Below are 5,298 nucleotides of genomic sequence, written 5' to 3' on the forward strand. Positions count from 1 at the left end.
CCACGACCGAACCCGTCACCTCCGACGCCGCAGCCGCCTGATCAAGATTTCTCATCCACAAGTCTTGACTATTGCTCGCCGTCAATGCTGCCGATGACACCGTGATTGTCTACTACGCAGGCCACGGGCTACTTACTTCACACGGAGTCCTGCACCTTGCGGTGGCCGATACCGACCCGGAACATGTGACCTATACCGCCGTTCCCGTCGAGTGGCTGCGAATGGCCTTGGCCGAGAGCCCGGCCAAGAACCGGATCCTGATCCTCGACTGCTGCTTCTCGGGGCATGCGACGACCGCGATGAGTTCCGTCTCGTCGGCAGTGACCGCAGCCATCGAGATCAACGGTACCTACACCCTTGCCTCTGCGCCGGCGTACTCGACGTCAGTCGCGCCAGCCGGCAACCGATTCACCGCCCTTCACAGCCGAACTGCTCAAGGTTCTCCGCGATGGCATCCCCGGCGCGGGTGACCTGCTCTCGCTCCGTGACATCTACGTCGCTCTCCTCCGTGGGCTGCGCGCTCGCAGCATGCCGCGCCCGCAGCAGTTGGGTACCGGCCTCGCCGATTACATCGCACTGGGCCCCAACGCGGCCGACAGGCCGACGAGGATCCCAGCACCCGTAGTGCCATCAACCATTGGCGAAGAGCCGGAAAGCACTCCAGGGGTGCAGGCTGAGGGGCTTGAGAAGAAGTTCCACCAAGCGCTCATCAGCGGCTACCGCGCCATGAAGCGCGAGATCAATTACAACGCCACCATCTACATCCGAATGATCTCCACCCTCGGCGGCCTCGGCACCGCCCGACAGCTCTTGCACGCATCCTCGGTCTCCAGCGGATTCACGACTCTTTGGGAGAAGGGCCGGCTCGACCTCGCCGTCGAGGCCTTCGTTCTTCGTGATCCCTGGTCAGCACTCTTCAGCGAGGAGGAACTGCAGGTCGCCCGTGATCGGCTCGCCAAATACGGCTATCACCCAAGCTAACGGCCAGCACGCCCGATCTCTCAGGTCGAGTGGCAGCGGCGCCCCTTCGGACCGGGCCCGAAAGGTCCCGCGAGCACCTGTGGGCCCGGACCACCACCACTGGCCCGGCGCCCATCGGTGGCTGCTCTTTCACGCGGAGATCATCGCGTTGACCGTTGCCGAGATCCGCCGACTCCTCAACGCCCTCCGCGCACGCGGGGGTAATCCGTAGTAGCGGCCCGCCGTGTAGTAGGTCGTCGGCTCCCCGCGCACGCGGTGGTGATCCTCTCCGCTGTCGTCGGACGGCGAGCTAGACGAGCTTGCTCCCCGCGCACGCGGGGTGTTCCCGCGGTAGTGCCAGTGCAACATGGCCTCGTGAACGGCGTCGGTGTGGCCAGGACGACAGTCAGCACCAGCCAGGCGGGGACCGGCGGAACCGTGACCACTGACCCTCGTAGTTTACGCAGAATGACTTCGGTGGCCGATGCCAGAATCGTGTCCGTGTTGAGCAGCCGGCTCATCGAGTACCATCTACGGGAGTAACCCGAAGCTCAAACATGCAAGACTTCCCCGGTGAACGACCTGAGCGCTCGGGTGCGAGCCTTCGCCGAGGACCGAGACTGGCAGCAGTTCCACACGCCGAAGAACCTCGCCATGGCCTTGGCCGGCGAGGTCGGCGAACTGCTTGCCGAATTCCAGTGGCTCACGCCAGAACAGGCAGCGATGGTGATGGACGATCCCGAGGCGGCCGCGCGCGTTCGCGCGGAGATCGGTGACGTGATGATCTACCTGACCCGGCTCGCGGATGTCCTCGGCATCGACCTGGTGGGGGCGGCCACCGCCAAGTTGGCGGAGGTCGCCGTCCGCTACCCGGTTGAACTGGTGAAAGGCTCCGCCGCCAAGCGGTGACAGGGCGTGCGAGGAGATCATCTCTTCGCTACAGTCCAGCCGTACAAGCGCGTAACGACGGGCTTCCAGCCGTGGCCGGACATGCCCCCCATGCGCACGATCACTTCGTGCTGCCCGGGGGCAAGTGTTGTCAGCGTTCCGCACCTCCGCCGATGGTCTCCTCCGCTATGCCACCGCCGGCACGCTCGCCGATCGCATCGCGGAACAGATCGGCCACAACGTGAGCGCCGCCGAACGCCGGTCGTGGGAACGCAGTCTCACGGTGCTCGGGCAGGATCTGGCCGACGCGGGCCTGGGTCAGGTGGAGGTACTCGTCGAGTACCAGCTGCCGCTGACGAGCAAGCGGGTCGACGTGGTGCTCGCGGGCGTGCATCCGAGGACCGCCGACGACTCGTACGTGGTGGTGGAGCTGAAGCAATGGTCGCAGGCCGAGTCCTATGAAGGGTCCGACCGGCTGGTGCTGGTCGAGCACGCCCGCGGGCCACGTCTGCACCCTGGCGTGCAGGTCGGAGACTACTGCGAGTACCTGACGGATTTCCTCGGCGTCCTGTCCCACCGTCGTAGCCCGATTGTCGGCGCCGCGTACCTCCACAACGCCGTCGACCGGGATGTAAACGACCTCTTCGCGCGCCGGCCAACGGAGCAGAGCCGGATCTTCACGAAGCAGCGGCGCGGGCAGTTCCTCGACTACCTGCGCACCCACTTGGCTCCCGCTCCGGGGGCGGCTGCCGCGGACCGCTTCCTCACCAGCTCGGTCCGCCCGAGCAAGCACCTCCTGTCGTACGCGGCGGCCGAGCTGAAGGTGCGGTCGCACTTCACGCTGATTGATGAGCAGCGCCTGGCGTACGAGCTGGTGCTGCACGCTGTGGAGCGAGCGCGCGCCGCGGACCGCAAGTCGGTCGTGGTGGTGTCCGGTGGACCGGGCAGTGGCAAGAGCGTGATCGCGCTGTCGGTGCTCGGGGAGTTGGCCCGCCAGCAACGCTCGGTCATGCACGCCACCGGTTCGCGCTCGTTCACCCAGACCCTGCGCAGATACGCTGGCAAGGGCTCGACCCGCCTGAAGAACCTGTTCGGCTACTTCAACAGCTTCATGGCCGCCGAGAGGAACGGCCTTGACGTGCTGATTTGCGACGAGGCGCACCGGATCCGGGAGACGTCGGTCAACCGCTTCACGCCCAAGGCGAAGCGCGACAAGGCCCGACCGCAGATCGACGAGCTGATCGCCGCCGCTCGGGTACCGGTCTTCCTCCTCGACGAGCACCAGGTCGTCAAGCCGGGCGAGCTCGGCAGCGTCGACGTCATCTCCGCGTACGCGAAGCAGCTCAACCTGGATGTGGAGGTGGTGTCGCTGCACGACCAGTTCCGGTGCGGCGGCAGCGAGGCGTACGAAGAGTGGGTCCTTGACCTGCTCGGCCTCGACGGCGGTGAACCCTCGGTCTGGGCTGGTGACGGCCGGTTCGACCTGCGGCTGGCGCAGTCGCCGGAGGAGATGGAGGCGTTCCTGGCCTCGAAGCAGCGCGCCGGGGAAACGGCTCGCATGTCGGCGGGCTACTGCTGGCCGTGGAGCGATCCGCGACCGGACGATTCGCTGGTGCCGGACGTGCAGATCGGCGGCTGGGCCCGGCCGTGGAACGTCAAGAGCGACCGCAGCGTCGGCGAGGCGCCGGGCAGCGCGTTCTGGGCCACCGACCCGAACGGTTTCGGGCAGGTGGGCTGCGTCTACACGGCGCAGGGCTTCGAGTACGAGTGGTCGGGCGTCATCATCGGCCCAGACCTGGTCGCACGCGACGGCCGGCTGGTGACCCAGCGGACGGAGTCGAAGGACCCCGCGTTCCGCAGCCGGAAGTCGCTCAGCGACTTCGAGGCGGACCGGCTGATCCGCAACACCTACAAGGTGCTGATGACCCGAGGCATGCGGGGCACAATTCTCTACTCGAGCGACCCCGAGACACGCGCCTATCTGGCTTCGTTGGTCCACGTGAACCGTCTAGTAGAGACGACTTACGAACCCGTCGTCGACGGAGCTGCGATGCACAGCTGAGGTGCCCTGGCGCTGCGCCCGGGGTGCTGGCTAGAGTCGACCATGAAAGGCGGTCCGACAGGCTTTCGAATCCGAACATGCCTCCACCGCACGAGCACTTCGTGCATCCGGAGGCAAGATCCTTGTCGGCGTCCTACTACGTCTACGTCGGGGTCGATTCTCTGGCGAACTATGAAAAGGGTAAGGCGCAGGGCATCTGGGGCTGGGAATCCAGCGTGCTTGACCGCGGCGGCGCCGACGGCTCGGCGAATCGGACTGTGGCCCTCCGCATCCGCCCCGACGACTACCTGATTCTCGGGTTTAGCACGCCCGGTGGTCCCCGCGTCAACGACCAACAGTTCTTCGCGCAGGATCTGGCTGAAGTCCTGATCACTCGGGTAACGCGTCCCCTCTATCAGTCGGTTGCCAAGGTGTGGGACGACAAGCCCTATCCCGAACGAGTCGATGTCGAGGTACTACAGACCCTTGAGCGAGTGCCGGGATGGCGGCTTGGGCCAGCAGCGATGAGAGCGCTTCGCCTGTCCGGCACCAAGCAAGGCACACCCGTCGTTGGGGAACCGGTGGCCATAACGGCTCTCGAAGAGGGGACAGACGGCGACCAGGACGAACTCGACCTGACCGGCGACCTGGATGCCTTGGTGTCCGCCATACGGCGGCGTGAGCAGCGCCGCCTGCGACGGCTGAAGTTCGGCTCGTTGACAGAAGTGATGTGTGACCTCTGTGGACGGACACTGCCAGCACGTCTCGTATCGGCGGCACGCATCAAGCGGCGCGCCGACGCCACGAGGCGTGAGCGTTTGAATCCCGACAACATCATGGCCGCCTGCCTATTCGGCTGCGACGCGCTCTTCGAACACGGTCATGTCGTTCTGGACGCCACTGGAACGATTCGGCTCAACCCCGACCTGCAGGGAGAACTGCTCGCGGCAGCCCGCCATCTCGCTGGTCGCCGATGCGGCGCATACAGCCCGCGCTCGCGCCCCTTCTTCGAGGCGCACGCCCGCCGATTCAGCCAGGAACGGCTGGACCAGAGGTGGCAGGCGGACTGGGATGTCGCGACCGATGTCGCAGCAATGAAGCGGCATTCGGAACCCGAGCGGCCGACCCTCCACGGACTTGTGCAGGGCACTAACGATCCGCATCGGTAGCAGCTCGCCGGGCCGTCACAGCGGCGGTGCTGAACCGGCAGCCGGCGCCGAACTACCTGCGTCGCTGGTTAGGCGGGAGCGGGGCAATGCAGGCCAGCTATCCCCAGCACCGGCGCACGCCAGTCTGAAATCCACGCTGGTCCGGCTCGCAGAGTTGGTCGCCTAGGCCGTGTTTGGTAAGGGGTCGGCGGGTGGTGAGGTGCCGGCGTGGCGGTGATCGATAAAGGCTGAGGTCTCCGG

Annotated in this window: 5 protein-coding genes; all 5 read left to right on the plus strand. The window is 66.0% G+C overall.

Translation table 11 applies throughout. The features are described from left to right. The first annotated feature begins 71 nt into the window (after positions 1-71). The 5 genes from B0E53_RS32855 to B0E53_RS32875 all read left to right on the plus strand — a co-directional run bounded on the left by B0E53_RS32855 (position 72) and on the right by B0E53_RS32875 (position 5,058). Positions 72-470, plus strand: coding sequence for a caspase family protein (locus B0E53_RS32855; RefSeq protein WP_107079511.1), 399 nt, complete (start codon positions 72-74; stop codon positions 468-470). 58 nt (positions 471-528) lie between these two features. Next, positions 529-981: a hypothetical protein gene (locus B0E53_RS32860; protein WP_146167868.1), complete on the plus strand. Its 453-nt coding sequence runs from the start codon at positions 529-531 to the stop codon at positions 979-981. 552 nt (positions 982-1,533) lie between these two features. Continuing rightward, positions 1,534-1,869 carry a nucleotide pyrophosphohydrolase gene (locus B0E53_RS32865; protein WP_107079513.1) on the plus strand — a complete coding sequence of 112 codons (336 nt, stop codon included), beginning with the start codon at positions 1,534-1,536 and terminating at the stop codon, positions 1,867-1,869. Between the two features lie 124 nt (positions 1,870-1,993). After that, entirely contained in the window at positions 1,994-3,910 is a 1,917-nt protein-coding gene (locus B0E53_RS32870) for a DUF2075 domain-containing protein (protein ID WP_246835717.1), read from the plus strand. 77 nt (positions 3,911-3,987) lie between these two features. Then, positions 3,988-5,058: a hypothetical protein gene (locus B0E53_RS32875; RefSeq protein ID WP_146167869.1), complete on the plus strand. Its 1,071-nt coding sequence runs from the start codon at positions 3,988-3,990 to the stop codon at positions 5,056-5,058. Positions 5,059-5,298: the final 240 nt, after the last annotated feature.

It is taken from the genome of Micromonospora sp. MH33 (genome assembly GCF_003013775.1).
GTDB lineage: Bacteria > Actinomycetota > Actinomycetes > Mycobacteriales > Micromonosporaceae > Micromonospora > Micromonospora fulviviridis.

Coding starts and splice junctions, on each gene's coding strand:
- B0E53_RS32860 (WP_146167868.1), top strand. CDS start 529: ATGCCGCGCCCGCAGCAGTTGGGTACCGGCCTCGCCGATTACATCGCA.
- B0E53_RS32875 (WP_146167869.1), top strand. CDS start 3,988: ATGCCTCCACCGCACGAGCACTTCGTGCATCCGGAGGCAAGATCCTTG.